We start from the raw sequence: 26286 nt of genomic DNA, 5'->3' as shown, positions 1-26286 counted from the left end.
TGATCTGCCACCCTGCGGGGCAGGGGTCATATCCCTGCCAGAGACCGCAGTCCGTTTGCCGGCCGGGGGTAGACAGCGCGCGCGAGGTTGTCGATGTGTCCCGTGCCGGTGTGCTCGTCTGCCGGGGCCATGCCGAACGCCAGCCGGACGGCACGCTCGGCATCGGCCAGCCGGTCGGCTTGGGTAATGGCTCCCACGGAGGTCTCGGAGATGTCGACGAGATCGAGGTCCACGTCTGCGTCGGACAGGGCCTTGAGGAATGTGCAGAAGATTTCCGGTGACGACCGCATGCCCAGGCCGGTGACGGACACCCTGCCCACCTGGCCGTCGTGCTGCAAGCCGCGGAACCCTATGGTTGCCTTTTCAGCATGCAGCACGGCCAGCGCGGAACTTGCCTGGGCTGCAGGAACGATCAGGGCAACGTTGGAACGGCTTGAGCCTGGGCTGGCCGTGTTCTGGACAATCTTCTGGACGTGCGCCCCGGAACGCGACAGCACATTGAGGATGCTGGCAACGGCGTCCGGTTCGTCCGGAAGTCCAACAACGGTGATTTTCGATGCCGAGTTGACTCCGGCTACTCCGGTTATCTCAGGTTGCTCCCTGGCGGGCTGGTGCACTGGATGGCGGTCGAGGCCAGGCAGGATCAGGGTCCCTGTTTCCGGCACGAACGAGGACCTGACATGGATCGGAATACCGAACCGGCGGGCGTATTCAACACACCGCAGATGCAGCACCTTTGACCCGGAGGCCGCAAACTCCAGCATTTCCTCGCTCGAGAGGACTTCGATTTTTCGGGCTGTCGGGACAACGCGGGGGTCCGCGGTGTAGACGCCGTCGACGTCCGTGTAGATTTCGCAAATATCAGCCCCAAGTGCCGCGGCCAGCGCGACAGCGGTGAGATCCGAGCCACCGCGACCGAGCGTGGTCACCTTGTTCCGTTTCTTCGTCCTGCCCTGGAATCCTGCAACGATGGGGACTTCGCCATGGGCCAAGCTTGTGCGGACGCGGTCCGGCCTGACATCAGTGATGTGTGCCTTGCCATGGATGTTGTCAGTAATGAGGCCGGCCGCGCTGCCGGTAAATGTTCGCGGCAGCTGGCCAAGATCCGCCAGCGCGATCGCCAAAAGGGCCGAGGACACAAGTTCGCCGATGCTCAGGAGGGCATCGAGGTCAACGGGGAGCGGCCGGGCGGAAACTTCGGCGGCGAGGTCGCAGAGTTCGTCGGTGGTATCCCCCATGGCGGACACCACCGCCACGACCTGATATCCGTTGGTCCGGGTCTTGGCTATCCGTTCGGCTGCACGGAGGATACCCGCGGCATCAGCCAGGGACGAACCACCAAACTTTTGTACGATGACGGTTCCCGGGCGAATTGCCCGGTCAGTTTCCAATAGATCACTTTCATAAACCGCTATTGCCTTGCGGGTACCCATTTCTCTCCCCAAAATCTGCTTCGATTCTTGCGAGCGGTACTCCCCCTTTGAGCCCCCTTTTGCTGATGCTCAAACAGTTGATGCCAAGACCACCGGCTCTCCGGTCACAGACACCGCGGCGGCAGCGAGAATATCGAGTCCCTTCTGCAGATCGGCAGGACTGATCGTCAGCGCCGGCATCGTCTTGACGACCTCGCCTTCCGGGCCGGACGTTTCCACGAGCAGGCCACGGGCGAACGATTCGGCCGCGATCTTCTCCGCCGTCGCAGGGTTGGGGTAGTAGACCCCCGCGAGCAGTCCCCGGCCACGGACGGTGGCGCCTTCGACGGCCGCTGCGATCTGTGCGAGCCCCTCGTGCAGCTGTGCAATGAGTCCCGCTACGTTCGATTGAAAGCTGCCGTCCTGCCAATAGTGTTCCAAGGCGGCTGCGCCCGTGACGAAGGCCGGGTTGTGCCCACGGAATGTTCCGTTGTGCTCGCCAGGCTTCCAGATGTCCAATCCGGGTTTGAACAGTGTCAGTGCCAAAGGCAGTCCAAAGCCGGAGATGGACTTGGACAGGCAGACGATATCCGGGGTAATGGCCGCCTCCTCAAAGCTGAAGAAGGTTCCAGTCCGTCCGCATCCGGCCTGCACATCGTCAACGATCAGCAGGATGTCATGCTGGCGGCACAGCTCCGCAAGGCCCCGGAGCCATGATGCCCGGGCGGCCCTGAGCCCGCCCTCCCCTTGGACGGTTTCCACGATCACTGCGGCGGGTTTGTCGATCCCAGAGCCCCTGTCCTCCAGTGCCTGGCGGAGCCACAGAAAGTCCGGCACTTGCCCGTCGAAGAATCCGTCATAGGGCATGCTGGACGTGTTCGTTAGCGGAACGCCGGCTCCCTGCCGTTTCATTGAATTGCCCGTAACGGACAATGAGCCAAGCGTCATCCCGTGGAATGCATTCGTGAAGCTCACGACATGCTGCCTGCCGGTAACCTTGCGGGCGAGCTTCAGGGCCGCTTCCACGGAGTTAGTTCCCGTCGGGCCGGGGAACATAACTTTATAGTCCAGGCTCCGGGGCCTGAGGATCAGCTCCTGGAATGTTTCCAGGAAGCGCCGCTTGGCAGGCGTTTTCATGTCGAGTGAATGAATGATTGAACCGGAGAGCAGATAGTCCACCAGCGGTTGCAACAGTACCGGGTTGTTATGTCCGTAGTTCAGTGCTCCGGCGCCGGAAAAGAAGTCCAGATACTCTCTGCCGTCCTCGCTGTAGAGGCTGCTGCCGCCCGCACGCTCAAACACCGTGTCCCAATTGCGGCAATAGGTGCGAACCTCTGACTCCAAACTTTCAAAGATGTCCATCTGTCGATGTCCCCCGCACTTCCGACTAGCGAAGTTTCCTGAGCGTAAACATCACCCAGGCTTCCTGATAACGGGCGCGGAAAGGAAACAGAGCGTCTTCTGCGGCGCACTGGCTATTGCTTTCACTGGGCCCGTATTTAATCACGTATGGACGTTGCCTATACGTGAACTGGGCAGATCAGTTAAGTCTGCCCGGATGCTTATCGTTTCTTATCTTAAACTCAGGAAACTCACTGCACCTGAGTAGCGGGTACCTGTTTTTTCCGCCCAAACGGCTGTGAAACTACCCGCATCCCCGGAGATCCTGTGATATGGGAACCCCGGGTACTTGGAAAAGTCGCTGGCGTCCGACCATCCGTGGACGTGGCGCCGGATGCACCGGCGCCGGCTACTCGACATCGGTACTCTATGGCCTGGGTTTTCCGTTCACGGCAGAGGCTAACGCGAGCCGGCAGGGAGGGGCGCACCGGCTGCCGTGGCCGGATCGGAGAATGCCAGCCGCGGCACCAGCACCAGTGCGGCAGCCGCGGCCAGCCCTGTCACCCCGCAGATGGTCCATACCGTGAGGTACCCGACGAGCGGCGCCGCGGTCTGCACGGAGTCCCCAGGTCCGGCCACGGCGTCGGCGAGGACGTGGCTGAGCAGGGCGATCCCGAACACGGCGGAGGCAAATGCCCCGCCGATGGTCTTCGTGGTGTTGGTCAGGCCCGTGGCCATTGCGGTGCGGTTGAGGGGCGCAGCCGCGGCAGCCGCCGAGGGCAGCGCCGCGACGAGTGCCCCGGAGCCGACGCCGGCGATCGCCATGTTCGCCAGCGCCTCGGCGAGGCTGCCATGGAACGGCAGGAACAGCAGATAGCCCAACCCTACGAACCCTGCGGCGCCCACCAGAGTCCAACGCGGGGTAAGCCGGCGGGTGATCACCGGATACAGCAGCGCCCCCACCAGGAGCCCCAGCACGTACACGCCGATGATGACGGAGACCTGCCCGGCCCGCAGCCCGAGGCCGTAGCCGTGCAGCGCGGGGTCGGTCCGGGCGAAGGTGGACAACGGAGCCTGTGCGCCCAGGACCGAGACGCCAAACAGCCCGGCGGTCAGCTGGACCGGCCACATGGACTTGCCCCGCAGCGTCCTGATGTCCACGAGCGGATCGGCCGCGCGCAGCTCCAGCCGCGCAAACGGAATAAACACCAGGGCCCCTGCCGCGGCCAGCGCCCACGGCCACCACGCGCCGGCTCCGTTGAGGCGCATGGACGTCAGACCAGAGGTGATGAGCAGCAGTCCGACGGCGAGCAGGGTGAACCCGCGGGTGTCCACGCGGCCTCCGCTGCGCTCACGGGACTCGGGCACGCCAAACCGGATGGCGAACCAGCACGCGGATACCGCCAGCGCGGGAACCAGCAGCACAAGCTGCAGCTGCCCGTCGAAGACTTCCACGAGCGCACCGGCGGCCAGTGCCCCGGCGATGACGCCGGCCTCCAGCGCCCCGACCAGAACGCCGGCGGCGCGCCGGGTCCGTGCGGCGCCGTCGGGCAGCTGATGGACGCGGCTGAAGATCAGGGCGATTTCCAGCGGCAGCCAGACCACGTAGAAGCCCTGGAATGACCAGGCGGCCAGGAAGGTCCAGAAGTCCGGGGCGAGCGCGACACCCCAGGAGGCCGCGGCGGTGACCAGGGTGGACACCAGCAGGATTTTCCGGTGCCCGTACATGTCGCCCAGCTTGGCCAGCACCGGCACGGCGAGGGCGCTGACCATGAGCTGGGCGGCCTCGAACCAGTTGACGTCGGCGTCGTGGATCCCCAGGTGCCGGGCGATGTCGGTGAGGATGGGCGTGTAATAGCCCTGCAGGATTCCGCTGGTGAGTTCCACCAGACACAGAAAAGCTACGACTCGTCGCATGGGGGCCTTCCGGGCGGGCGGGCACCTCGCGGCCAGCCGATTGATTGCATCCTAGGCCCGTGCTCCGGGCGCAGGCGGCAAACCCGGCCGGAAGAGCCGGGAATAATCGGCCGCGCCGGATGTTATAGCCATCGATACATGCAAATGCATGTAAATCGGGTATAGTGAAAACAGTTCCCGGATCAGACGGCCACGGAAAGGCACATCATGCAGATCGGCGTCTTCAGCGTCAGCGACATCACCACCGACCCCACCACGGGCCGCACCCCCACGGAGCACGAGCGCATCAAAGCGTCCGTGGCGATCGCCAAGAAGGTCGAAGAGATCGGCATGGATGTCTACGCCCTCGGCGAGCACCACAACCGGCCTTTCTTCTCCTCCTCCCCCACCACCACGCTCGCGTACATCGCCGCCCAGACGGAGCGGATCATCCTGTCCACGGCCACCACGCTGATCACCACCAATGACCCGGTGAAGATCGCGGAGGACTTTGCGATGCTCCAGCACCTCTCGGACGGGCGCGTGGACCTGGTGCTGGGCCGCGGCAACACCGCTCCGGTCTACCCGTGGTTCGGCAAGAACATCCAGGACGGGATCGAGCTCGCGATCGAGAACTACTCCCTGCTGCGCCGCCTCTGGGACGAGGACACCGTCAACTGGTCCGGCAAGCACCGCACGCCGCTGCAGAACTTCACGTCCACGCCCCGCCCGCTCGACGGCGTCGCGCCCTTCGTGTGGCACGGCTCCATCCGCACGCCGCAGATCGCCGAAGTGGCGGCGTACTACGGTGACGGCTTCTTCGCCAACAACATCTTCTGGCCCAAGGAGCACTACCAGCAGCTGATCGGCCTGTACCGCGACCGCTATGAGCACTACGGGCACGGCAAGGCGGACCAGGCCATTGTTGGCCTCGGCGGCCAGTTCTTCATGCGGAAGAACTCCCAGGACGCCGTCAAGGAGTTCCGCCCGTACTTCGACAACGCCCCGGTCTACGGCCACGGCCCGTCGCTGGAGGACTTCACCTCCCAGACCCCGCTGACCGTCGGAAGCCCGCAGGAAGTGATCGAAAAGACCCTGACGTTCCGGGAGTACTTCGGCGACTACCAGCGCCAGCTCTTCCTGATCGACCACGCCGGCCTGCCGCTGAAGACTGTCCTGGAACAGCTGGACCTGTTCGGCGAAGAGGTGCTGCCGGTGCTGCGCAAGGAATATGCCGCACTCAGGCCCGCACATGTCCCGGAACCGCCGACGCACGCCGGCCGGGTGGCCGCGGCTTTGGCAGCTGGCACCGTGGACGCCGCCGCGGCGGAGTCCACCAGCCAGGACGCGTAATGTCCGCCAAAACCACGGAATCGCCGGTGCGCCTGGCCGCGGAAACCTGGGAATCCCTGTTCCGGGCCCAGGTGGCGGTGATGCGCAAGCTGCAGGCGGCGCCGGCGTTCAAGGCCCTGGCGCTGAATGAATACGACGTCCTCTTCACGCTCTCCCGGTGCCCCTCCGGGTGGCTGCGCCTGAACGAGCTCAACGACAACGTCCTGCTGAGCCAGTCCAGCCTGAGCCGGCTGGTGGAGCGGCTCGAAAAGCGCGGGCTCCTCGAACGGACACCGGCACCCGACGACGGCCGCGGGATCCTCATCCGGCTTACCGAGGCCGGGCTGGACCTGCAGAAACAGATCGGCCGGGAACACGTGCGCGACATCGCTGCGCTCGTGGGCCCGGCCCTCTCCGCCGCCGAACAGCAGGAACTGCTGCGGCTGACCGAGAAGCTCCGCGCCTCAGTCACCGTGCGCTGAGCGGCGGCCCGCGCCGCCTAGTGGATGGCGGCGAGCTCAGTCGGGTCTTCCACCGGCAGCTCATCGACAACCGCGGTGACGCTCAGTTCCTGCAGGGAGAGGCTGCCGCCCACGGTGGACAGGAATGCGGTGTCCGAGGAATCGCGTCCGGCCGTGATCCGCAGCAGGCTCTCCCGTGGCGCCAGCCCGGTGGGATCGATGACGTGCCAGGCGCCGTTGATGTGGGCTTCGGCCACGGCGTGGAAGTCCATCGGGGTCAGGCCGGGGGCATAGACAGCGGCCAGTCGGGCCGGGACGTTCTTGGAGCGCAGCAGGGCAATGGCGAGGTGGGCAAAGTCCCTGCAGACACCGCGGCGGTGCAGCAGGGTTTCGACGGCGCCGTCGGTCCCGCGCGAGGATCCGCTGACGTAGCGCAGTTCGCTGAAGACCCAGTTGCGGACGGCGTGGAGCAGTTCCTCGCCCTGGAGTCCCCCGAATTCGGCATAGGCGGTCGGCAGGAGCCGGTCCGACTCCGCGTACCGGCTGGGCCGGACGTAGCGGATCAGTTCCATGAGCCCCGGTTCCTCGGGCAGGGCGAAGCCAGTGACGGCGGCCGAGTACTCGACCAGCACTTCGGTGGGTTCGGCGAACTCCATGTAGTGGAAGCGCCCGCCGTGATGGTCCGTGAGTTCGGTCAGCGGCACGTCCTGGCCTCCCGCGGTCACCGTGAGCGACTCTTCCAGGGAGTCGTAGCCGGCGTTCCGGGCCACTGCCACAGCGAGGGCCACCTTGGTCTCGGCAACGGTCTTGAAGGCCAGGCGGGCGGCTACGGCGCGTTCCATTTATCTCCGTATCTCCGGGATGTGGGATGTGAGGTGAGGGCAGCTGGGAAGTCACCGTCAGCGGCCCGGGGATGTGCGGGTGGGGCGGGACTAGTTTTTGATCTCCAGAGACATTAGCATCCGCTGGACGTTGGCGAATTCGGAACCCTCGTTGACGTACTTGGCCGCCTGGTCGAGAGTGTCGAACGCCTTCGCGGGGGCGACCTTCTGGTCCGGGGCCAACGTCTTGAGCACCGTGAGGTCCCCAAAGGAATAGTCCCCCTTGCCGGCCGGGCCACGGACCACATTCTGCAGCGCGCAGCTCTTGCCGCCGGAGCCGCCCACCACATTCGTGATGCCGTAGGAGCCGAAGTACTTGTAGCCCTGGATGACCCGGAACACCACGTGCGGATCGATGGTCCCTTCGCCGTCCGCGTGCGGCAGGTCAACGGGAACGCTGCTGACCACGACGTAGTTCCGTGCTGCCCCGTCCGGGCACGCCGGGGCACTCTGCGGGGCAAGGCCGGTCTGCAAGGTGGCCAGGTACACGCCGTCGGCGTCCTTGACGGTGATTTTCAGCGCGCCGGGCAGCGTGCCCGGATCGGGAGCGACGGACTGGACAATCCAGTCCTGCGGCACCTCAAAACTGACGGTCTTTGCCGGATCGGTAAACACTTTCCACGCCGCAGCGCTCGGGCCCGCACTGGTGCCTGCAGTGGCGGATGCGCTGCCCGGCGGTGCCGACGCCGGCCCGGCACTCGACGTCGGACTCCCTGTCGCACCGGCTGTGGCGCTGCCTGCGGCGTTGCTCCCCGCAGTCCAGACGGGCGCCCCCTTGCCGTCGCTGCTGCAGCCCGACAGGGCTGCTCCCGCGACCGCGAGCGCCAGGCCTGTGCGCAGCACAGCGCCCCGTATCCCGGCGGGGCCTGATCCTCTGGAAAGGGACGTCCCGGTCATGATGCCAGCGTAGCCGGGGTGCCGCCCGGCTCAGAGTCCCCGCATCAGTGTTTCGTAGAAGCGGACCCCTTGCTCCAGGGTCTCCAGCGCAATCTTCTCGTCAACGGCGTGCAGGGAGCCGCCACAGGAGGGTGCCGTCGTTGTGGCCGGAGAAGGGCGGCTGCGTCCACTCCCCCGGGTCGCCTGGCGGGACGACGTCGTAGTGCGCCATCAGCACGGACGGGCGCGTCGCCGCCGCTGGGTCTTCCGCCAAGGCGCTGCCGGGCCAGCGGTACAGGAGGGCATGCCCGTAGACGCGTTCCAGGTCAAGGGCAGCGTGGATCGCCGGATACAGCCGGGACAGTGCCGCGATGAAGGCCTCAAACTCGGCCGTCTCCTCCCCGTCGGCCCGGCGTGACCCGTCGGCCCGGGGTGACACCTCAGCCCGGCGTGAGACGGTCCGGTACCTCACCAGCTCAGCCAGCGAGGCCGCCGCGCGCCCTGCACTGCCTGGGGTGCTGCCCTGCGGGCCGCCCTTTGTGTCAGCCTTACGGGACTCTGTGTCGCCGGCGCTTTTATCGGAATGGCTGGCGGCCGTGTTCTGCAGGGGGTTGCGCATGGGCGAAAGTCTACGGCTGGACGGCCCGCCGGAACGGGTGATCCTACGGCCGGGTCCGGCCCCGGAATCCAGGGCAAAAATTCAGCGCCAAATTTCGGTCTCGCGAAAGCCGATACGCTGGGGGCATGGCCGAACAGCACTTTGACGGAACGCATCCTGGTGACCTGGGTGACGTGGCAGGAATGTCGGCGCTCGATATCGCGGACTGGCGGCTGCGGACATTTGCCCTCTATGCCAGCACGCGCAAGATCGCCGCGGACAACCCGGCGGAAGCCCATTCCTACTGGCGCCATGAGCGGGACCGCATGTTCGGCACCCACCCGGCCTCCGCCCTGACGGCCGAGGCCAAGGCCAGCTTCGACGGCCTGAAGACGGCGGACTACGATCCGATCTACCGCTTCCATATCCCGCTGACCCCCGAGGGCGCCGGCCGGGAGATGAACGTGGAGACCGGCACCGACGGCCTGGTCCGGTTCGTGCGGCTGGGAACCTTCGACCTTCCCGAAATGGGTCAACTCGCCGTCTGGAAGCTCAGGGGCTACGGCGGCGGCATCTTTGTGCCGTTCCGTGACGCCACCGCCGGCCAGCCCGGCGGCAGCTACGGCGCTGGGCGCTACCTCCTGGACACCATCAAGGGGGCCTTCCACGGCGTGCGCGGCTCCGGCCCCGAGGCCGAATTCGTCCTGGACTTCAATTTCGCCTACAACCCCTCCTGCGCCTACAACGAAGCCTGGGCATGTCCCCTCGCGGGTCCGGCGAACCGGCTGGCCGTGGAGATCCCCGTGGGCGAGCTGTACTGAGCGGATGGAGTCCCAGCTCGAACAGCAGGCCCCTGCCCCCGCCGTCGTCCGCGGGCAGAACCCCAAACGCTACCGCGGAATCCTCCGCTACCCCGTGGTCCGGCAACTCATCCGCTTCACCGGCGTCGGGATTGTTTGTACGCTGACATCCCTGGCCCTGTATGCCCTCTCCCGGCCGTGGTTCGGGGCCCAGCCTGCCAACGCCGCGGCCCTGATTCTGACGTCCTTCATGAATACGGCCCTCAACCGGCGCCTCACATTCAAGATCACAGAACGCCGCCGGATGAAGCGGGATCACCTCAACGGCCTGATCGTGATCCTGGTGGCGCTGCTGATCACCGGCGGCAGCCTGGCCGTCCTGCACTGGGTCAACCCGGATGCCACCGTGGCCGAGGAACTCTGGACCACAACCCTCTCCGGGTTCGCCGCCACAGCCGTGCGGTTCACGATGCTGCGGCACTGGATCTTCCGCCGCGCCCGCCACCGCTGACCCCGGCAAGAGCCCAACCCCGGGTTGCGCTATCACTTATCGCTGCTCCGGACGCCCGGGAACAGCCATAGGTGATAGCGCAACGGGGGTTCAGACGCCGAGGGAGCGGACGCTGCCGACGGCGGTGCGCACGGCGGCCGCGGCCTCCTGCAGCTGCGGTGCCGTGATGGTCGAATCAAAGCTGAACCGCACCGCCGTCTGGGCGACCTCGGGCTCGATGCCCATGGCCAGCAGCACCGGCGACGGCGCATCCAAGCCGGCGGCACAGGCGGAACCGCTCGAACAGATGACTCCCTGGCGTTCGAGTTCCAGCAGCACAGACTCGCCGCTGGTGCCCGGGAAACAGAAGGACGCCACCGAGGGCAGCCGCTCGGTGGGGTGGCCGGTGAGGATCGCCCCGGGAACACCGGACAGGACGGCGTCAATAAACCCGTCCCGGAGTGCCGCGACGTGCCCGGCGAGGCCGGATGAAGCACCGGATGAAGTGTCCGCGGCCGGGCCGGATGACGGGTCCGGCGCCGTCTGCCGGACCAGCGTCAACGCCGTCGCCAGCGCCACGGCACCGGCGACGTTTTCGGTGCCGGAACGGCGGCCGCGCTCCTGGCCCCCGCCGTGGACCAGCGGTTCAACCCGGACCCGCCCGCGGACAAACAGCGCGCCGTTGCCTTTGGGTGCGCCCAGCTTGTGGCCGGAGATGCTCAGTGCATCCACGCCCAGCGCGGCAGTGTCCAGCGGCAGCCACCCGGCAGCCTGGACGGCATCGGTGTGGAACGGGATTCCGCAGGAGCGGGCCAGCGCCGCGAGCCGGGCGACCGGCTGGACCGTGCCCACCTCGTTGTTGGCGTACATGACACTGACCAGCGCCGTCCTGGGACCGAGGACCTCGGCCAGGGCTTCTTCAGTCACCTGACCGAAGCGGTCCACGGGGATCACGTCGACGGCGAAGCCATGAACGCGTTGGAGATACCGGGCGGATTCTTCCACGGCGGGATGTTCGACGGCGCTGATCGCCACCCGGTCCAGGTGCCAGTCGGCGGCGCGCCGGGCCAGGGCGATGCCCTTGACGGCGAGGTTGTCCGCTTCCGTGCCGCCGGAGGTGAAGACGACTTCCCCGGACCGGCAGCCCAGGGCCTTGGCCGCGGCAGCCCGGGCCCCGGCGAGTGCCGTGGCCGCGGCATCGCCGAGGGAGTGGTGGCTTGACGGGTTGCCGAATTCGCCGGTGAGGTAGGGCCACATAGCCTCCAGCACCTCCCGGCGGACCGGTGTGGTGGCCGCGGCGTCGAGGAAGATCACGACCGGGGATCCGGGTCCACGTCCAGCTCAATGTCGAGCCCGAGATCCAGGGCGGTGACGCTGTGGGTCAGGCCGCCGATCGAGATAACATCCACCCCCGTGGCAGCGATGTCCGCCACGGTGCGTAGGTTGACGTTGCCGCTGGCTTCGACGCGGGCCCGGCCGCCCACCAGTTCGACGCCGGCGGCCAGCTCGGCCAGGGAGAAGTTGTCCAGCATGATGGTGTCCACACCGGCGGCGAGGACGGGCTCGATCTGCTCCATGGTGTCCACCTCGACCTCGAAGTGTGTCGTGTGGCCGAGCTGGGCCCTGGCGCCGCGCAGCACCGCCGTCAGTTTGGCCGGGTCACCCCCGGTGAGGACGGCCAGGTGGTTGTCCTTCGCCAGGACCGCGTCGGAGAGGCTGAAGCGGTGGTTCGCGCCGCCGCCGCAGCGCACGGCATAGCGTTCCAGCACCCGCAGCCCCGGCGTTGTCTTGCGGGTATCAGTGATCCGCGCCCGCGTGCCGGCCACGAGCGCCACATACTCGGCGGTCCTGGTGGCGATGGCGCTCATCCGCTGGACCAGGTTCAGTCCGACACGCTCGGCTAGCAGCACAGCGCGGGCGTTGCCGGTCACCCGGGCCAGCGCGGTTCCGGCGGTGAACGCCTCGCCATCGGCAACCAGCAGTTCGACGACGGCGGCCGGGTCGGTCAGCTTCATCGCCGCGGCGAACACCTCGCCACCGCTCAGGACGCCGGGTACGCGGGCGTTCAGCACCGCCGTCGCGCGTGCCTGCGCGGGGATGAGCGTCTGCGAGGTGATGTCGCCGTAGGGGGCGTCCTCCTGCAGTGCCATGCGCAGGACAGCCAGGACGGCGGCTTCGGGCAGGCTTCCGGCGAGCGCCGCGGTGCGGGAGGGCACGGTTTCCGGAGCAGCGGTTGCGTGGGCAGTGGTGGTCACGAGGAAATCCTTTGCATGGAATGGGTGAGGGCTGAGGCGAAGTCCGTGTCTGCCCGGTAGTGGGCGCCGACGGACTCCGTCCGGTTCAGGGCCGCCGCCACGAGGAGACGGGCCGCGAGGAGCAGGTTCCGGTCCTCATGGGCGGCCTGGTCCAGCCCGGCGCTTCTCCCGGCTGTTTCACGCTCCGCGAGGCTGGCGGCCCACCGGGCCAGCTGCGCCGCGGCGGCGTCGAGATCGGCGCCGGTGCGCGTGACTCCCGCGGCCGCGGTCATGAGCCTCCCCAAGGCCGCGCGGCTGAACGGAACGTCGGTGCTGCCGGTGTTGTGAGTGACGGCCTCAGCAGGCGGGAGCGGGCTGCCCGGGCAGAGGTCCTCGGGTACCGGCGAAAGCCAGGCCGCCTCCGGGTCGGCGTGCAGGAAGTCCTCCACCGCGCGGCGGCCGAACACCAGGCCCTCCAGCAGCGAGTTGCTCGCCAGCCGGTTTGCCCCCTGCGCACCCGTACGGGCGACTTCGCCGGCGGCATACAGGCCCGGAACGGATGTCCGGCCCCACAGGTCGGTGCACACGCCGCCCATCCAGTAGTGGGCGGCCGGGGACACCGGGACCGGTTCTGTGGTCCAGTCGTAGCCGGCAGCCAGGGTGGCCGCGCTGATGGTGGGGAACCGCCGGGCCAGGAAGCCGGCGCCCCGGTCGGCCTCAATGCCACGTGCGTCCAGATAGACCGGGCTGTCCGCTGCGGCCCCCGTGGCGGCCAGGTGCAGGGCGATGCTGCGGGAGACGACGTCGCGGGGGGCCAGTTCCGCGTCCGGGTGGTAGTCCGGCATGAAGCGGTACCCCGCGGAGTCCAGCAGCACGGCCCCCTCGCCGCGGACGGCTTCGGAGATGAGCAGGGCCGGGGGGCCGCCGGGGACTTCCTCGGCGGCAAGGGTGGTGGGGTGGAACTGGAAGAACTCGAGGTCCCGCACAGCGGCACCGGCGCGCCAGGCCAGGGCCAGCCCGTCGGCGGTGGCGACGCTGGGATTGCTCGTGCGGGCAAAGAGCCGCCCGGCACCGCCGGTGGCGAGCAGGACGGCGTCGGCGGCCAACCGCTGGAGCCGGCCGCCGGCCAGATAGGCCACGCCGGTGACCCGGGCCGGCGTCGGATCCTCGCCGCCGGTCTGGGACAGGGATGCGGACAGGGTTTCCGGTTCCGTCAGAAGTTCGGTGACGAACGCGCTGGTCTCCACCCGGAGCCGGCCGCGGCCGGCACGATCCAGCACGGCGCGTTCCAGGACGGCGGCGACAAGCCCGCGGGCGATGCAGGCGCCTGTCGCGTCGCCTCCGGCGTGCAGGATGCGCGGCGCCGAATGCGCTGCTTCCAGGCCCAGGGCCGGTCCGCCGTCGGGACGCACGTCGAAGTGCACACCGTAACGGCCCAGGCCGGCGATGTCCCGGACGGCGTCCGTGCACAGGACGCGGACCGCCTTGGCGTCGTTCAGCCCGGCACCGGCGGCGAGCGTGTCCGCGATGTGCGCTGCGACGGAATCCCCGGGGGCGGCGTCCCCCGGGGCCAGGACGGCGGAGACGCCGCCCTGGGCGTAGAAGGTGTTGCTTTGCTCCAGCGTCCCCTTGCTCAGGAGGACCACCTCGATGTCACGGCCGCCGGCAGTGGTGGCGTCGGCGGCGAGCAGAGCCGCGTAGAGTCCCGCAACCCCGCTGCCGACAATCACGAGCCGCCTGGTCACGGCCGTGCCGCCAGCATCCGTTCCAGCGCAACGCGCGCCGGCGCGGCGACGTCCTCATCCACGGTGATGCGGTTGAGCACCTCGCCGCGGACGAGCGCCTCCAAGACCCAGGCAAGGTAGCCGGGGTGGATGCGGTACATCGTGGAGCAGGGGCAGATCACCGGGTCCAGGCAGAAGATGGTGTGCTGCGGGTATTCCGCGGCGAGCCGGTTGACCATGTTGATCTCGGTGCCGATCGCAAACGTGGTGGGCTCCGTGGCCGCGGCGATGGCCTTCTTGATGAAGTCGGTGGACCCGGCGGAATCGGCGGCATCCACCACCTCCATGGGGCATTCCGGGTGCACGATCACCTGGACGCCCGGGAACTCGGCGCGGGCCTTCTCGATCTGGCCCACGTTGAAGCGCTTGTGGACCGAGCAGAAGCCGTGCCAGAGGATCACCCGGGAATCGAGCAGGGCCTGCCCGTCGTTGCCGCCGAGGTCCTTGCGCGGGTTCCACATGGGCATCTGCTCCAGCGGCACCCCCATGGCCTTGGCGGTGTTCCGGCCCAGGTGCTGGTCGGGGAAGAACAGCACACGCTGGCCGCGCTCGAACGCCCACTCCAGCACGGTCGCGGCGTTCGAGGAGGTGCAGACGATCCCGCCGTGCTCGCCGCAGAAGCCCTTCAGGGCTGCGGAGGAGTTCATGTAGGTGACCGGGATGACCGGGACCCGGCCGTCGGCGTCGGGCTCCGTGCCGAACAGTTCTTCCAGCTGCTCCCAGCACTCGGTGACCGAGTCGATGTCCGCCATGTCCGCCATGGAGCAGCCCGCGGCCAGGTTCGGCAGGATCACTGCCTGGTCCGGCCGGGAGAGGATGTCCGCGGTCTCGGCCATGAAGTGCACGCCGCAGAAGATGATGGCTTCCGCGTCTGGCCGGGTCAGGGCCGCGTTGGCGAGCTGGAAGGAATCGCCCACGAAGTCGGCATATTCGATCACTTCGTCGCGCTGGTAGAAGTGCCCCAGCACGACGGCGCGGTCCCCCAGCGCCGCTTTGGCGGCGCGGATCCGGGCGTCGAGCTCGGCGTCGCTGGCGAGCTTGTACTCTTCCGGGAGCTGGCCCTGCCGCGGGGTCGAGACCGGCGCGACGTCCGCGGAGGAGGCGCCCGGTCCGTAGGCGGGCGTTCCGGCGAGGGCCTCGGCGAGGTCGTAGTCCCAGGGCCCGCGGGCCAGGGCCGGGCTGCAGGTGGAGGCTGCTGTTGCAAGGCCCTTGGCGCTGGCGGTGGCTTGCTCGCGCGTGATCAGCTGGATTGCCGTGTTGACGCTGCTCATGGTGTGCTCCTGTTGTCTGGGTCAAGGCCTGGGCGGCCGGTAAAGCGGTAGAGGCGGGGCGGGCGGTGTTTGCCGCCCTGCAGGTATTGATCGGTTTCTTCGATTTCCGGGGTGGCCTTGACCTGCCGGCGGAAGTTGGCGGGATCGAGTTCGCGGTCCAGGACGGCCTCGTAGACTTCGCGGACCTGGGCGAGGGTGAAGTACTCGCCCAGCAGGTGGTAGGCGATGGACCCGTAGGCCATCTTGTTGCGCAGCCGCCACAGGGCGTAGTCGATGATCGCGTTGTGGTCGAAGGCGAGCTCGCCGAGCCGGTCGGCGCGGAACCAGCGCACGTTCTCCGATTCGTCCGCGAGCGCTGCCTCGGTGGGCTGCACGAGGGCCCAGTACACAATGGAGACCACGCGCTGGGTGGGTGAACGGTGCAGTCCGCCGAAGGCGTAGAGCTGCTCGAGGTAGTTCGGGTCCAGGCCTGTGGTCTCGCGCAGGTTCCGCGACGCGGCGTCCTGGAGTGACTCGGAGTGCGTGAGCGGACCGCCGGGCAGTGCCCAGAGGCCCTTGAACGGTTCGCGGATCCGGCGCACCAGCGGGATCCAGAGGGTGGGGCGTCCGGACTTCTCGCTGGGACGCAGCGCAAAGATCACGGTGGAGATGGCCAGCGACGGCGGAGCGGTCTGGCGCTCCGAGACGTTGGCTGCTGCGGTGTAAACGGTGATCCACCCGCCTTCCGAAGTCCCGGCCGGGTCCGCTGGGGACTGCCCGGACGTCTCCGGCCCGACCGCCGGATTAGTTATAGTCAGATTGACTAGAACTAATGATACGACGGCGCCGCCCGAGCGCAAAATGTTTCAGGTCACATGCAGGACGCCCGCTGGCCACATGCCGGCCGTCCGCTGGTCATTTACTGGCGGCCGCGGCTTCCAGCAGCGGCAGGGTGCGCGCCTGGAAGTGGGTGTTGAGGACAATCACGGAGGAGGACCGCAGGACCGTCCGGGTGGCGATCATGGCATCGAGGACACGCTGGAGATCCGAATTGGAGCGCGCGGCAATGCGGGCCATGAGGTCCGAACTCCCGGAAACGGTGTGGATCTCAATCAGTTCGGGGATCCGCGCCAGGGCCTCCACGACGGCGTCGTGCCCGAGGTCCTGGTTGATGGTGAGGGAACAAAACGCCACCACCGGGTAGCCGAAGTGCGCCGGATCGGGGTGCGGCACCCATGAGCCGATCACACCGCCGTCCTGCATCCGGTCCAGCCGCGACTGCACTGTGGCCCGGGCCACCTTCAGTACCCGGGAAGCCTCCAGCACCGACGCCCGGGGGGAATCCGTGAAAAATCGGACAATTTTTGCATCCAGCGGATCAACATCCATGGATTTTTCCTTCCCAAGTGGCCCGGACCGGACAAACCGCCCTCAATGCTCCGATTCAGTGAGCAAACTGCCACCATGTTCTCACGGCCGGAGCCGCCTGGTGATCCGGAAGGCCCGCCCAAAGACGGTAAATTCAATAGGTCCCATAAGGACTCAATGATCCAGACCACACGAAGGTTCGCCATGACAACGAAGTCCACCGCGACGTCACCCACAACGCTCCCGGCCCCGGCCCTGGGCCACAGCATGAAGCCCCGCCAGCTGACCATGATGGGATTGGGCAGCGCCATCGGCGCCGGCCTGTTCCTGGGCTCAGGGGCGGGAATCCAGGCCGCCGGGCCGGCCGTGCTGATCTCCTACCTCGTCGCAGGAACGCTCATCATCCTTGTCATGTGGGCCCTGGGTGAAATGGCCGCGGCCAACCCCAACAGCGGGGCCTTCTCGGTTTACGCGCAAAAGGCCATGGGACCGACGGCGGGTGCCACGGTCGGCTGGCTCTGGTGGCTGCAGCTCGTGGTCGTCATCGCGGCCGAGGCCCTCGGTGCCGCCGGGCTCCTCTTCACGGTCTGGCCGGTCATCCCCGTTTGGGCGTTGTCCCTGGTCTTCATGGTCCTCTTCACGGCCATCAACCTCGCCGGGGTGAAGAACTTCGGCGAGTTCGAGTTCTGGTTCGCCATCCTCAAGGTGTCCGCCATCGTGATCTTCCTGGCGATCGGTGCCGCCCTGCTGTTCGGCTGGCTGCCGGACGTCCCCTCCCCCGGACTGAGCAACATCACCTCCGATTTCGCCCCCGCAGGCCTCGGCGGCATCGCCACCGCCCTGTTCGTCGTGATTTTCGCCTTCGGCGGGACCGAGATCGTCAGCGTGGCCGCCGCAGAGACCGAAAACCCGGAGCGCAGCGTCGCCCAGGCCATCCGCACTGTCGTCTGGCGGATCCTGGTCTTCTACATCGGCTCAGTGTTCGTCATCGCCGCCGTCCTCCCCGCCACCTCCGAGGCGCTGAAGTCCCCGTTCGCGGGGGTCCTCGACGTCGCCCGCATCCCGGGCGCCGGCGCCGCCATCACGCTCGTCGCCGTCGTCGCGCTGCTCTCGGCCCTCAACGCGAACCTCTACGGCGCCTCCCGCATGGTGTACTCGCTCTCCGAGCGCGGCGAGGCCCCCCGGTTCCTGTCAAAGCTGAACAAGGCCCGGGTCCCCGTGGTGGCGGTCGGCGTCTCGGTGGCCTTCGGCTTCATCGCCACAGTGCTCGAACTGCTGTTCCCGGAACAGATCCTGCCCGCCCTGTTCCAGCTGGTCGGCTCCACTTGCCTTGTGGTGTGGGGTACCGCCCTCGTGTCCCAGCTGATCCTCCGGCGCCGCGCGGACCGCGAGGGCACCGCGCTGCCGCTGCGGATGAAGGGCTTCCCCGGGCTGACGATCTTCGGGCTCGTGCTCCTGGCGCTGATCTTCGCGGTCGGCTTCACCGGCCCGGACAGCAGCAAGCAGCTCTTCAGCACCCTGGCCCTGGTGGCCGGAATCGCCGCCGCCTGCTGGATCGGCGCCCGGGTCACCCGCAAGTAGCCCGCCGTCGCGGCCTCCGCTCAAGTAGCTAGCAGCAGGGATAGTGGCGAGCCCGAATCGACAGCCCGCTGGCTAGACAAATTGCCAAGTCCACCGGCGGCAGGGGCGGCAGAAGTATGCAGTCTGGGCACCCCGGCCTAGGCTGATTGCCCACCCCGCCGCCGGTGACTAGGGTCACAGGCATGGACACACTTCTCCCCGTGGCTTCCGGCGGCGCTGCCGGGCCCCTCACTGCCGACGAGCTCCGCGAGCTCTATACGCTGATGGTGGCCGTCCGCCACCTCGATACGTCCGCCATCGCCTGGCAGCGGCAGGGCATCATCCCCGGCTACGCCCCCGAGCTCGGCCAGGAAGCGGCCCAGGTGGGCAGCGGCTACGCCGTTGACACCACCCGCGACTTCGTCTTCCCCACCTACCGCGAAATGGGCGTCGCCCGGACCATGGGCGTGGACATGGTGGCCTACATGTCCACGCACAAGGCCACGTGGCACGGCGGGCTGTACAACCCGCTGGAATCCCGGCTCGCCCCGATCCAGGCGGTGGTGGGCGGGTCCGTCCTGCACGCCGTCGGCTGGGCCCACGGCCAGACACTCGATGGGAAGGACGGCGTCGCCCTGACCTACTTCGGCGACGGCGCCTCCTCGCAGGGCGATGTGCACGAGGCGATGAACTTCGCCGCCGTCATGAAGGCCCCGGTGGTGTTCTTCGTACAGAACAACGGCTGGGCCATCTCGGTCCCCACCGATCGGCAGGTGGCCGGCGGCTCCGTCGCGGCCCGCGCCGCCGGCTACGGCATCCCGGCGCTGCAGATCGACGGCGACGACGTCGTCGCGGTTCTCGAGGCGACCCGCCGCGCCTTCGCCCATGCCCGCTCCGGCGGCGGCCCGGTGCTCATCGAGGCCATGACCTACCGCCGCGGCCCGCACTCCACCTCCGATGATCCGGGCCGCTACCGCTCCCTCGACGAGGAACGCGACGGCGCCGGCGTCGACCCGCTGGAGCGCCTCCGGCGCCGGCTGCTGGCCGACGGAACCGCGGACGAGGCGTTCTTCGCCGAAGCGCTGGCCGCGGCCCAGGCCGAGGAGGAGCAGATCCGCACTGGCATCCAGGCCCTCGGCTCCCGCCCCGGGACCGAGATGTTTGACCTGGTCTTCCAGGAAACCACCCCTGCCCTGCAGGCCCAGGCTGCCAACTGGCGCGAGGAGTCCGAACATGTCTAACTCGATTCTTGAAAGCGAGACGGCTAACACGCCCGCTTCCACCACCGTGATGTCGATGCAGCAGGCGCTGAACCGGGCCCTCGACGAGGTTCTCGCCGAGAACCCCAAGGCCGTCATCTTCGGCGAGGACTGCGGCCGGCTCGGCGGCGTCTTCCGCATCACCGACGGGCTGCAGGCCAAGCACGGCGAAAAGCGAGTCTTCGACACGCCGCTGGCGGAATCGGGCATCCTGGGCATGTCCGTGGGCCTGGCGATGGCCGGCTTCCACCCCATCCCCGAGGTCCAGTTCGACGGCTTCGCCTACCCGGCCATCAACCAGATCGTCTGCCAGATCGCCCGGATGAACTACCGCAGCCGGGGGACCATGCCGATGCCCATCACCCTGCGGGTGCCCAGCTTCGGCGGCATCCGGGCCCCCGAGCACCACGGCGAAAGCCTCGAGGCGCTCTTCGCCCATGTCCCGGGCCTGAAGGTCGTGTCGCCGTCGAACCCGAACGAGGCGTACCACCTGCTCAAGTACGCCGCGACGCGGCCGGACCCGGTGGTCTTCATGGAGCCGAAGTCGCGGTACTGGCAGAAGGGCGAGGTGTACGCCGCCGGGCACGATGCCGCAGGCTCCCCCGAAGGTGCCAAGGTGATGCGCACGGGCCGCCACCTGACGCTCGTCGCGTGGGGCGCCATGGTGGCGCGCTGCCTGCAGGTGGCCGAGCTCGCGGCCGAGGACGGGATCGACATCGAGGTCCTGGACCTGCGCTGGCTCAAGCCGATCGACGCCGAGGCGCTGGCCGCCTCCGTGCGCAAGACGCGCCGCGCCGTCGTCGTCCACGAAGCGCCGCTGACCTCGGGCCTCGGCGCCGAAGTGGCGCAGCTGATCACGCAGAGCTGTTTCGACACTCTTAAGGCGCCGGTGGAGCGGGTCACCGGCTTCGACGTCCCGTACCCCTCGGGCGACCTGGAAGATGAATACATCCCGAACATTGACCGGATCCTCTTCGGCATCCAGCGAGTATTGGAGTACAAACGTGGCTGAACTTTCCTTCCCGCTCCCGGATCTTGGCGAGGGCCTGATCGAGGCCACCGTGCTCGAATGGCTGGTTTCACCGGGCGAGCAGGTGGAGCGCAACCAGCCGCTCGTGGAGGTCGAAACCACCAAGTCGGCCGTTGAATTGCCCAGCCCGCAGGCAGGTAAGGTAGTGCGTATCTACGGCGGGCCCGGCGACAAGATCAATGTCGGCGAGCCCCTGATTGTGTTTGAGGTGCCGGACAACACCGCCGGCATCGTGGGCACGGTCCCGAACGAAGAGGCACCAAAGCGCCGGGTCCGCCTGAGCGCCGTACTTGATGAGGACTGAGAGCATGAGCGGCAGACACACCGGCGAACTGCATTCCCACACGGTGGAGGGCACCGACCCCCAGCTTTATGTGCAGGTGCATGAGCCCCAGAACGACGCCGGGCTCCGACCGGTCCTGCTGCTGCACGGCTTCTCCTCCTCTTCCAAGCTCAACTGGGAGGACACCGGCTGGCTCGCCGCGCTGCTGGAGGCCGGCCGGCGCGTCATCACCGTGGACCTGCCTGGCCACGGCCGCAGCGGTGCCCCCGAGGACATGGACTCGTACTCCCCCAGCCGTATCCGCGCGGACCTGCTGCAAATAGTGTTCGACGCCGGCGCCCGGCCCCTGCGCGACGGCGACCCGTCCAGCGGGCTCGACGTGATCGGCTATTCGCTGGGATCCCGGCTCGCGTGGGAGTTCGGCGCCACCCAGCATGAGCTGGTGCACCGGCTGGTCCTGGGCGGGCCCAACGTCGCCGATCCGCTGGCGGACTTCGACCTCATCGCCGCGCAGCGGTACCTGGCCGACGGCACCCCGATCGCGGACGAATCGACCGCGGGACTGCTGAAGATGGCCATGCTGCTGCCCAGCAACAACATCTTCGCGCTGCTCTCTCTGATCGAGGCGATCAAGACCGAGCCGTACGATCCCGCCGAAGCCGTCCCCCACATGCCGATACTCCTCGTCGCCGGGGAAAAGGATGACCGGGCCTCCACCATGCCGGAACTCGCCGCCCTCGGCGCGAAGGCCGGCGCCATGGTCGAACAGCTCGTACTGCCGGCCCGCAACCACACCAACGCGATCACCAGCCGCGCCTTCAAGCAGGGTGCCATCAGCTTCCTGGGCGTCTAAGCCGAGGCGGCCACAGGACAAGAAGACACAAAAGAGGCACGGACCGCGGTCCGTGCCTCTTTTGTGCCTTTCTTTGCCGGCCGTAACCTCAGCCTAGTGGTGGCTGCTGACGCCGAGCGGGCGGCCCCTCGTTTCCCCGGCGAGCAGGACGCCGACTGCGGAGATGACGCAGAGGATCATGATGTAGATGCCGATGGAACCGGTCCACCCTGTGCCCTGCAGCAGCGCCTCGGCGATGGTGGCAGCGAACGCGCCGCCGAGGATGGCGCCGAAGGCGTAGCCGATCGAGATTCCCGAGTAGCGAACGTTTGCCGGGAACATCTCGGCATACATGGCGGACATGGGGCCGTAGGACAGGCCCAGGCCGACCGTGAGCACGAAGAGTGCCACGCCGTAGAGCAGGATGTCCTTGGTGTCGATCAGCGCGAACATCGGGATCATCCAGGCGAAGACGATGCCGTAGCCGAGCAGGAACGTCCTGACGCGGCCAATCTTGTCCGACAGCCAGCCGCCGACCAGGGTGAAGATCAGCCAGCCGAAGGAAGCGAGCGTCGTGGCCAGCAGGATCTGCGCAACAGGCATTTTCAGGGACTTGGTGGCGTAGGAGATGAAGAACGCGATCAGCAGGTAGCCGGCAGCGTTGTTGCCGATGAAGATCATCGTGGAGTAGAGGACGGCCTTCTTATGCTTGCGGAGAAGCTCGCCCAGGGGCGCCTTGCTCCCTTCCTTGCGCTCCTGCATCTCCTTGAAAACGGGGCTCTCGGCGACCGCCCGGCGGATCAGGTAGCCGACGACGATCAGCACGATGGAGAGCAGGAACGGCACACGCCAGCCCCAGGATGCGAAGTCTTCCTTGGACATGCTGGTGTTGAGGAAGTACAGCAGGCCCGTGGCGAGGATCATGCCCACGGGCACGCCGATCTGCGGGTAGGCCCCGAACAGGCCCCGCTTGCTCTTGGGAGCGTGCTCGACCGCCATCAGCGCGGCACCGCCCCATTCACCACCGGCGGAGAAGCCCTGGATGACGCGAAGCAGGATCAGCAGGACCGGAGCCCAGAAGCCGATCTGGGCGTAGGTCGGCAGCATGCCGATCAGCGCCGTGGCGGCACCCATCATGATGAGGGTGAAGACCAGCATGGCCTTGCGGCCGAGGCGGTCACCCAGGTGGCCGGCGACGATGGCGCCGAGCGGGCGGAACAGGAAGCTGATGCCGATGAGGGCAAAGGACAGGATCTGCGCCAGGCCCGGGTTGGAGGCGTTCAGCGGCGCCAGGAACAGCGGTGACAGCAGCGTTGCCGTCAATTGGGCGAAGATGAAGAAGTCGTACCACTCGATGGTGGTCCCGACCAGCGTGCCCGCCAGGACCTTGCGTTCCTCATGCTTGCTGCTGGGGCCCGCCTCGGTATCGACACGTGAAGTTGCGGTCATTGAAACTCCGTTGCTGGGGGCAGAAATACTGCCCGGGGGTGGGTGCGAGGTGACTAGCTGATGCCTCTGAATTTACTGATCGAACGGTCAGTTAGTTTCCAGAATCATACAATGCAATGTGTGATTAGGCACACATCTTTGGAAATTCAGGCGGTGCGGTTCAGGAGCTCGCGGACCCTGGCCCGGACCGGCTCGCGGTCGTAGGTGTTCACGAGGGCCCCGGCCATGCGCACCGGGTCGCCGAAGAAGAAGTACTCGTAGAGCGATTGCCGCCCGGAGAAGCCGGAGATCGAGGCGTCGAAGGCCAGCTTGAACAGCCGGACGCGCTCGGGGCCGGTCAGGTTCTTGCCCTGCAGGTACAGCTCGATGTCCGCCCGGGCCTCGCTGTTGACGTCCGCCTCGCCGGGCAATGCCATGAGGCCCGACGCCGAGAACTTCCGGATGATCTGCGGAAAGCGCTGGGCGATCTTCGGGTACCAGTTGCGGGCGGCGTTCAGGGTGGACCACTTCGGCAGCATGACGCCGGCGTCGTTGAGCCCCGCGTCGGCTTCCGAGGCGCGGACCAGGGCCCGGCCGATTTCGACGTCGATAATCAGCTCCGCGATGTCCTCCTGGATGTGCTGGAACCCGTCAATGCCGATCGATTCGGCCAGTTCCGACGCCAGGCCCAGGAAGAACTCGCTCTTGGCGATGGTGCGGGTGACCACCTGGTGGGTCATGAGCGCGCCGGCGCCCGTCTCGGTGTAGAAGCTGTTGCACAGCTCCGGGTGGCCCAGCATGAAGATGCGCTCGTTGGGCACAAAGACGTGGTCAAAGACCGCGACGGCGTCCATTTCCTCGTAGCGGGAGGCCAGCGGTTCGTCGTGGGTGCTGCCGCCGTTGTACAGCGACGTGCGGCACAGGTAGCGCAGGCCCGGAGCGTCGTTGGGTATTGCGAAGGCGTACGAGTACGGCGCATCTTCCGGGGTGCCCCGCAGCACCGTGGACGGGAACACGAGGAGCTCGTCCGCGATCGGGGCGATGGTGGCGAGCATCCGTGCGCCCTCGATGACGATCCCGTCCTGGCGCTCCTCCACGATCCGGGCCGAGACCTGGCCGCTGAACTGCTCCGAACCGGATACCGAACGGTTCACCTGCGGCGGGATGAGGGTGTGCGTGGCCAGCAGGTCGTTTTCCCGGGCCCACTCGTAGTAGTTGCGGATGTTCTCGCCGAACTTCGGATCCGCCTGCGCGAACCATTCCCCCGCCGTGCCCAGCGCGGTGAGCGCGGAGTTCATGTAGTCCCCGGAGCGGCCAAGGAAGCCGTTGGAGGACTCAGCCCAGGTGGAGATGGCGCGGCGGCGGCGCTGGAGGTCCTCGACGGTCTTCGGCACCAGGAAGGAGGCGTTGACAAGGTCCCCGGTGCTCGGCGAGGTGTAAGTGAGCGCCTCCTGGTACTTCGGGTCGTGCTGCATGTCGAAGAGCCTGGCGTAGGAACGGGCCACATTGCGGAAGGCCGGATGCTCGGCGATCTTCTCGCTGACCACCTCGCCGTCGATCACTACGTGCGGGGTCATGGCATTGAGCTTGGCCAGATACTGCTGTCCGGTACGGATACCCATGGGATTTCTCCAGTCACTGTTGTGTGGTGTCACTGTTGAGTGGTTTCGTCGTAAAGGTGCACTAGAGCAGGTCCTCCATGCCCAGCTGGCTTTCCGGGATGGTGGTGAAGGCGCTGTTGGCGAACGCCAGGGCGTCGCCGTTGCGGTAGTTGAAATCCACTACCTCGCCGACATACAGGGTGTGGTCGCCGCCGTCGTACGCCGCCCAGGGCTTGCATTCGAAGTAGGCCAGCACATTGGACAGCCGCGGCGCGGTGTCTCCCTCCACCCACGGCGGCTCAGGGCCGGGGCGTCCGGCGAAGTGCATGGCCAGGTGCCGCTGTTCGGCGCCGAGGATGTTCACGGTGAAGGGCCGGCCGGCGAGTTCGTCGTGGGCCTTCGCGGTGCGGGCAATGCTCACCAGCACCAGCGGGGGGTCCATCGAGACCGACGTGAAGGAGTTCACGGTGATGCCGTGGCGCTTCGTCACCCCGTCGAAGGTCACGATCGCGACGCCGGTGGCGAACCGGCCGAGGCTGCCCCGGAAGTGATTGGCCCGGGGGGCAGAAACCCGGCCCTGGATGCTCCCGGCCTGGTCGCGTGGCTTGGCAATCATCTTTGATTCCTTGCGGTCGTGGCGATTCCCTGTGCTGTGTTCGGATGATCTGTGCTTTAACCAAGCTGTGTTTCTTGACGGACAGTGTTTTTTGATAAACCTTGTTCTATAATCGAACAAGTAATTCCCATATAGAACGCTAGCGGACCGTGTTTCGGAACACAAGGGCTATCCGGTATGACCGGCCGGCCTCCAGCGATCCCGCCCCTAGGATGGACCCCATGACCCCGAACGCCGGCACCGCCCAGGCTTCCCCGTCCCAGACGCTGTCCCGCGGCATCAGGGCGTTGGAGATTCTCGCCGAAGCCCAACAACCGCTCACCATTGCCGAGCTCGCCGACGCCATGGGCGTCCACCGCTCCGTGGCCTACCGGATCCTGCGCACGCTCGAGGACCATTCGCTTCTGGTGCGCGACGACGGCGGCCGCGTCCAGCCGGGGCCCGGCCTCGCCGTCCTGGCGCGCGGTGTCTCCCGTGACCTGCAGGCGGCGGCCCTGCCGGAACTGACCCAGCTGGCCAACACCCTGACGATGAGCGCCTTCGTGGCGGTCTGGGACCGGGAGGAGTGCGTGACGCTGGTGACTGTGGATCCGCGGCACAGCGGCGCCGCCGTCGTGCAGCATCCGGGGTCGCGGCATCCCATCAGCGCCGGGGCCCCAGGCATCGCCATCCAGTCCGCCTTCGCTGAGCAGGAGTGGCAGGCGTTGACCCCGGGCATCCCGTACCGGCCCGAGGCGGCCGAGGCCCGGCGCCGCGGCTTTGCCGCGAGCCATGACGAGGTGATCGCCGGCGTGTCCTCCATCGCGGTCCCGCTGCGGGTGCCGGGCGGCCGGCCGGCCGCCCTCGCCGTCGTCTACATCCGTGCCGCCCAGGATCCGGACGATGTTGCCGGGGCCCTCACGGGGGCGGCGCGGCGCATCGAGGCGCAGCTGGGCTAGGCGCCCGCCGCGTCGT

Annotated in this window: 25 protein-coding genes; 10 read left to right on the top strand and 15 right to left on the bottom strand. The window is 67.5% G+C overall.

The annotated features are described in order from the left end of the window. Positions 1-26: 26 nt before the first annotated feature. From ACFVTM_RS16340 to ACFVTM_RS16330, 3 genes are all read right to left on the bottom strand, one after another. A complete protein-coding gene (locus ACFVTM_RS16340) occupies positions 27-1391 on the bottom strand; it encodes an aspartate kinase (protein ID WP_390204671.1) in 1365 nt (454 codons plus the stop codon). A gap of 111 nt (positions 1392-1502) precedes the next feature. Further along, on the bottom strand, positions 1503-2774 hold the full coding sequence (gene ectB, locus ACFVTM_RS16335) for a diaminobutyrate--2-oxoglutarate transaminase (protein WP_390204670.1): 1272 nt from the start codon (positions 2772-2774) through the stop codon (positions 1503-1505). A gap of 438 nt (positions 2775-3212) precedes the next feature. Then, positions 3213-4670, bottom strand: a complete 1458-nt coding sequence (locus tag ACFVTM_RS16330) for an MFS transporter (RefSeq protein WP_390204669.1) — start codon at positions 4668-4670, stop codon at positions 3213-3215. Positions 4671-4877: 207 nt separating this feature from the next. Between ACFVTM_RS16330 and ACFVTM_RS16325 the strand changes: the two genes are divergently transcribed. Together ACFVTM_RS16325 and ACFVTM_RS16320 are read left to right on the top strand one after the other, a co-directional pair. Then, complete coding sequence (locus ACFVTM_RS16325) at positions 4878-6002, top strand: LLM class flavin-dependent oxidoreductase (RefSeq protein WP_390204668.1); 1125 nt, start codon at positions 4878-4880, stop codon at positions 6000-6002. Further along, the gene (locus tag ACFVTM_RS16320; protein ID WP_390204666.1) at positions 6002-6463 is read left to right on the top strand and encodes a MarR family winged helix-turn-helix transcriptional regulator; all 462 of its coding nucleotides are present in this window, start codon (positions 6002-6004) and stop codon (positions 6461-6463) included. The genes ACFVTM_RS16325 and ACFVTM_RS16320 overlap by 1 nt, the downstream gene beginning before the upstream one ends. A 17-nt stretch (positions 6464-6480) precedes the next feature. Here ACFVTM_RS16320 and ACFVTM_RS16315 read toward each other — a convergent pair whose 3' ends face one another. The 3 genes from ACFVTM_RS16315 to ACFVTM_RS16305 form a co-directional block, all read right to left on the bottom strand. Further along, positions 6481-7284, bottom strand: coding sequence for a transglutaminase family protein (locus ACFVTM_RS16315; RefSeq protein ID WP_390204664.1), 804 nt, complete (start codon positions 7282-7284; stop codon positions 6481-6483). Between the two features lie 90 nt (positions 7285-7374). Beyond that, positions 7375-8166 (bottom strand): hypothetical protein, encoded by a 792-nt coding sequence (locus tag ACFVTM_RS16310; RefSeq protein ID WP_390204662.1) that lies wholly within the window; start codon positions 8164-8166, stop codon positions 7375-7377. Positions 8167-8320: 154 nt separating this feature from the next. After that, the gene (locus ACFVTM_RS16305; protein ID WP_390204660.1) at positions 8321-8818 is read right to left on the bottom strand and encodes a hypothetical protein; all 498 of its coding nucleotides are present in this window, start codon (positions 8816-8818) and stop codon (positions 8321-8323) included. A 125-nt stretch (positions 8819-8943) separates the two neighbouring features. Here ACFVTM_RS16305 and ACFVTM_RS16300 point away from each other — a divergent pair, with 125 nt between their 5' ends. Then, the gene (locus tag ACFVTM_RS16300) at positions 8944-9618 is read left to right on the top strand and encodes a DUF1684 domain-containing protein (protein ID WP_390204659.1); all 675 of its coding nucleotides are present in this window, start codon (positions 8944-8946) and stop codon (positions 9616-9618) included. 4 nt (positions 9619-9622) lie between these two features. Further along, positions 9623-10108 (top strand): GtrA family protein, encoded by a 486-nt coding sequence (locus ACFVTM_RS16295; RefSeq protein WP_390204658.1) that lies wholly within the window; start codon positions 9623-9625, stop codon positions 10106-10108. Positions 10109-10198: 90 nt separating this feature from the next. On the opposite strand, the gene ACFVTM_RS16290 is transcribed toward ACFVTM_RS16295, so the two are convergent. The 6 genes from ACFVTM_RS16290 to ACFVTM_RS16265 form a co-directional block, all read right to left on the bottom strand. Next, positions 10199-11401 carry a cysteine desulfurase family protein gene (locus ACFVTM_RS16290; RefSeq protein ID WP_390204657.1) on the bottom strand — a complete coding sequence of 401 codons (1203 nt, stop codon included), beginning with the start codon at positions 11399-11401 and terminating at the stop codon, positions 10199-10201. Next, complete coding sequence (gene nadC, locus ACFVTM_RS16285; protein WP_390204839.1) at positions 11398-12237, bottom strand: carboxylating nicotinate-nucleotide diphosphorylase; 840 nt, start codon at positions 12235-12237, stop codon at positions 11398-11400. The genes ACFVTM_RS16290 and nadC overlap by 4 nt, the downstream gene beginning before the upstream one ends. 101 nt (positions 12238-12338) lie before the next feature. Then, positions 12339-14066 (bottom strand): L-aspartate oxidase, encoded by a 1728-nt coding sequence (nadB, locus tag ACFVTM_RS16280; protein WP_390204656.1) that lies wholly within the window; start codon positions 14064-14066, stop codon positions 12339-12341. Further along, positions 14063-15376, bottom strand: coding sequence for a quinolinate synthase NadA (gene nadA, locus ACFVTM_RS16275; protein WP_390204654.1), 1314 nt, complete (start codon positions 15374-15376; stop codon positions 14063-14065). The genes nadB and nadA overlap by 4 nt, the downstream gene beginning before the upstream one ends. After that, positions 15373-16089: an NUDIX domain-containing protein gene (locus tag ACFVTM_RS16270; RefSeq protein WP_390204837.1), complete on the bottom strand. Its 717-nt coding sequence runs from the start codon at positions 16087-16089 to the stop codon at positions 15373-15375. Before ACFVTM_RS16270 ends, nadA begins: the two co-directional genes overlap by 4 nt. Positions 16090-16270: 181 nt before the next feature. Beyond that, complete coding sequence (locus ACFVTM_RS16265) at positions 16271-16744, bottom strand: Lrp/AsnC family transcriptional regulator (RefSeq protein ID WP_390204653.1); 474 nt, start codon at positions 16742-16744, stop codon at positions 16271-16273. 183 nt (positions 16745-16927) lie between these two features. Between ACFVTM_RS16265 and ACFVTM_RS16260 the strand changes: the two genes are divergently transcribed. The 5 genes from ACFVTM_RS16260 to ACFVTM_RS16240 all read left to right on the top strand — a co-directional run bounded on the left by ACFVTM_RS16260 (position 16928) and on the right by ACFVTM_RS16240 (position 21708). After that, entirely contained in the window at positions 16928-18304 is a 1377-nt protein-coding gene (locus tag ACFVTM_RS16260) for an amino acid permease (protein ID WP_390204835.1), read from the top strand. Between the two features lie 182 nt (positions 18305-18486). Continuing rightward, entirely contained in the window at positions 18487-19524 is a 1038-nt protein-coding gene (locus tag ACFVTM_RS16255) for a thiamine pyrophosphate-dependent enzyme (protein ID WP_390204652.1), read from the top strand. Beyond that, positions 19517-20554, top strand: coding sequence for an alpha-ketoacid dehydrogenase subunit beta (locus tag ACFVTM_RS16250; protein WP_390204651.1), 1038 nt, complete (start codon positions 19517-19519; stop codon positions 20552-20554). The genes ACFVTM_RS16255 and ACFVTM_RS16250 overlap by 8 nt, the downstream gene beginning before the upstream one ends. Then, complete coding sequence (locus tag ACFVTM_RS16245) at positions 20547-20876, top strand: biotin/lipoyl-containing protein (RefSeq protein ID WP_390204650.1); 330 nt, start codon at positions 20547-20549, stop codon at positions 20874-20876. The genes ACFVTM_RS16250 and ACFVTM_RS16245 overlap by 8 nt, the downstream gene beginning before the upstream one ends. Positions 20877-20880: 4 nt before the next feature. After that, on the top strand, positions 20881-21708 hold the full coding sequence (locus ACFVTM_RS16240; protein WP_390204648.1) for an alpha/beta fold hydrolase: 828 nt from the start codon (positions 20881-20883) through the stop codon (positions 21706-21708). Between the two features lie 93 nt (positions 21709-21801). On the opposite strand, the gene ACFVTM_RS16235 is transcribed toward ACFVTM_RS16240, so the two are convergent. The 3 genes from ACFVTM_RS16235 to ACFVTM_RS16225 form a co-directional block, all read right to left on the bottom strand. Beyond that, a complete protein-coding gene (locus tag ACFVTM_RS16235) occupies positions 21802-23136 on the bottom strand; it encodes an MFS transporter (protein WP_390204646.1) in 1335 nt (444 codons plus the stop codon). 146 nt (positions 23137-23282) lie between these two features. Beyond that, positions 23283-24737, bottom strand: a complete 1455-nt coding sequence (gene hpaB / locus ACFVTM_RS16230) for a 4-hydroxyphenylacetate 3-monooxygenase, oxygenase component (RefSeq protein WP_390204645.1) — start codon at positions 24735-24737, stop codon at positions 23283-23285. A 61-nt stretch (positions 24738-24798) separates the two neighbouring features. Further along, the gene (locus tag ACFVTM_RS16225) at positions 24799-25332 is read right to left on the bottom strand and encodes a flavin reductase family protein (RefSeq protein ID WP_390204643.1); all 534 of its coding nucleotides are present in this window, start codon (positions 25330-25332) and stop codon (positions 24799-24801) included. Positions 25333-25553: 221 nt separating this feature from the next. On the opposite strand from ACFVTM_RS16225, the gene ACFVTM_RS16220 reads away from it, so the two are divergent. Further along, a complete protein-coding gene (locus ACFVTM_RS16220) occupies positions 25554-26270 on the top strand; it encodes an IclR family transcriptional regulator (RefSeq protein WP_390204641.1) in 717 nt (238 codons plus the stop codon). The last annotated feature ends 16 nt before the right edge of the window (positions 26271-26286 follow it).

This window comes from Arthrobacter sp. NPDC058130, from assembly GCF_042884475.1.
Lineage (GTDB): Bacteria > Actinomycetota > Actinomycetes > Actinomycetales > Micrococcaceae > Arthrobacter.
This window is presented reverse-complemented; position numbering and strand designations above follow the sequence as displayed.